The organism is Citrobacter sp. wls757 (assembly GCF_005280935.1).
Lineage (GTDB): Bacteria > Pseudomonadota > Gammaproteobacteria > Enterobacterales > Enterobacteriaceae > Citrobacter > Citrobacter portucalensis.
The window spans coordinates 655951-658990 of sequence record NZ_SZWU01000060.1 but is presented as its reverse complement, the minus strand read 5'-3'; the positions used below and the strand labels follow the sequence as shown (position 1 = coordinate 658990).

General features: G+C 42.6%; 2 protein-coding genes. Both read right to left on the bottom strand.

Going from position 1 to position 3040, the window contains the following annotated elements; genetic code table 11:
• Positions 1-379 precede the first annotated feature (379 nt).
• Complete coding sequence (locus FDW94_RS18090; protein ID WP_136392028.1) at positions 380-760, bottom strand: hypothetical protein; 381 nt, start codon at positions 758-760, stop codon at positions 380-382.
• A gap of 908 nt (positions 761-1668) precedes the next feature.
• Complete coding sequence (locus FDW94_RS18075) at positions 1669-2109, bottom strand: hypothetical protein (RefSeq protein WP_137378016.1); 441 nt, start codon at positions 2107-2109, stop codon at positions 1669-1671.
• Positions 2110-3040 lie beyond the last annotated feature (931 nt).

Sequence of the window (3040 nt, the reverse complement as noted above, 5' to 3'; positions counted from 1 at the left end):
CGGCTACGCAATGGCTGATGCTGTGAAGGTGATTGATGGGGTGATTGCTCGTGGGCTGGTACGCCTTGAGCAGGCTAAGTATGTCTCAGCTATCTGGAAGCGGCTCATCATCACCATCGATAACATTGAGGAATAACATGACTGAACAACCTGATGATCTCCTCACTCCGGACGAGGTATGCCAGAAATTAGGGATTACGCAAAAAACATTATGTAAATGGAATACAGAACACCGGCACCGCTCTAAATTGGCCCCTGTAAAATTCAGCGCTAAAGTCGTTCGCTATGAGCACCGTAATGTAGAGGCTTTTATCCAGAAATGCCGGGGCCAATATTGATCTATATGTGGGGCTATTGTTCCTTAACAAACGCCCCATATTTAACTTTTGTTGGAGTTAGACGCGCTCCTGACAGCACACATGAAATCGCCAATGCCAGCCCCTACACTGTTTCCATCAGCTACATAATCACCGTTGAAAGCAAATCGCCCATCCATGTTGAAGAATTTCACTTCCCCATATCCATTATCACAATCAACATCCTTAATAGTAGCTTTGTAATATTCCACTTTTTTATCTTTTGTTTGATACATGAACAAGGCAGACGACACGCCTTTTACGTTTCTAAATGTGCCTTTTTTAATTGAAAAGATTCCGAGATCAGCATTGGTGACCTCGACCCAGTTACTTGAGGTTTCAGCAAAAGCAGCACTCGCAACAAAAAGAGCAGAAAAGCCCAGTAATGCGATTTTCTTAGCCATAAACAATATTCCATTTATTTGGGATTTTTCTTGATTCTATCTGCGTTTTAAATAACGTTCAACGACACACCGCATACCATTCTTAAATGGGCATGGAGCGCCATTCAACCCCGTAGCCTTAGCAACGCAACTTGCGCGAGAATGCTCCGCTCGTGAGTTGCAGCGAGACAAGCCTCATGAGTAACATAAAGTTAACCCGCTTTAGTGGGTTTTTTCTTTCTGGTAGCAGGCGGCGGCAATGCGGTTCCTCCGCCGTTCGCTGAAGCTTTGGTTCGAGCCAATTTACCGGAGCTTTGTAAGCAGAATGAAATCGCAGCTTATAGTCCGAGTTTAAGTGCACGGCGTAACAAATCCTGCTACTTCAATGACGTAGATTCAAACTTGATATAATAGGCTCTTCACAATACGAGGAACCTAAAATGCACCATTACATGATCCCTATCAACGGAGCTGTTCACCTGATCAAGACTGACTCTCTAATCCCTGAAGGGACTGAGTATAGCTTTGAAGGAGAAAGTCTAACCTGCGCTCATGCTACTTTTAAATCTGGGACATATGGCTTTCTGATACCAAAGGGAAATCAGTTGAATAGAGAGCAGGCATTCTGGCATGTAAGAGGAATTCACCCTAACCCCCTGGAAATGGATAAATCATAATCCATAATATGCATGGCATCGCCCAGAACACGCGATGGCATGCATCTGGCACTTTAATGGGAACATCACCGCCATTTCGTGCATTCTGCAGTTTCTGTTACCCATTGCGCTAATGGTATCCAATCACCGCTCGCTGAGGCGCTGGTGAGCGCGAACCTGCCGGAGCTATGCCAAACCAACACTAGAGCGTTCAATATCCCCTCTATATTTGAGGGGGTATGTATTCGCAAATGACGCGTCGAAACCTAAAGATTAACGTGACTTGAAATTCACCTTTTTCTTTTCTGACTTGGCACCGCATTTCAAGCATTTGAATAAGTGATGTGTCTGGGTTGAGCCTGCTGATGACCAGGTATGTTGCTTTCCATGAATGCGTTCAGTGCTGCAACGTACGCATCGCTGCTTAACATTACAAAAGTCATCAACATCTATATCTTCGTACTCTTCGTGTTTTTCACCTTCTTCTTCAAAATCGCATTTTGTGCATTTTTTAACCGTTACGCACTTGTATTCGAACTTATATTCTGGTCTTCCAAGTTGGTGTCTCTCAGTTTTGATAGTCTCATGGCAATCTGGGCATACTTTTGAATATTTGCATGTTTCACCATCAATTGGTCGGAAATTACCACCATGTATCCCAACAGCGCATTTTGCTTTTAATGCAGCACTTTTAATACTATCCCAAAGTCCCATGATTATTCCTTTTTTGATGTTTTGATTAATTAAATCAACATATTATAATCTTAAGCGGCAACGTCTGGATTTTCTTATACTTACGTACAGGAAGCTCTTTGAGGTTTCACTAGTTAAATCTTCGGCACAACTGTCACTAATCTTTAGCTCCAGACATGATCTTTTAAAATTAAATGAGCACATTCATGCTGCCGGATTCTCCTAACGGAAAAAATTGAACCATTGAGTCGATTAATTATTAAACTTAGGACGTAACAAATTGCCAACCTGACTTTCCTCGCTGCCAGTGAAATATGCCTCCTGACGACATCGACACCTTTGTCATTTACCTGACGAGAGCATTCCAATCAGATATTTACAATCGACAGTTTTGACTAAGTCATCTGTTAAAAATAACGATCGATTTTTGCGCGAAAGTGGCAATAAAATTTATCTAAATCAATCGGATAAATGACCTTGCGCAAACCATCCTTTCATGTGCATACTTAATCAAAACAGACAAATACTGTTTATACGTACAGTTGTTTTGGAGTATAGTTAAGATGTTGCAGTAAATAGTTTTATTTTTCTTCCAGCCAACCTATTAGGAAATTTGCGCCATTTGGTATGTTGGTTCTGTGGACGGGATTATCCTGGCCGGAAGAGTGAAATTTGTTGATAGCAAAGAGGGGGTTTTGTGAAGGAAAGTCAGGAGCAAGGCGATTGCTACGACATTATCAGGCGTTCTGATGGAAAGCTTATGGCCTCAATGCCACTGGATCGTCAGTATCTCGTCTATAGCAGAAATGGCCTGGTGTCATGGCGTCCATTACTGGAGGATGAAGGGGTCTTCAACCTTTCGTCCGGGACTCGTTTTCTTCGCCGACTTGGCTACCGCATCATGCAACCCTCTGATATCATAATATCAACGGATTGAGCACCCGTTAACCTG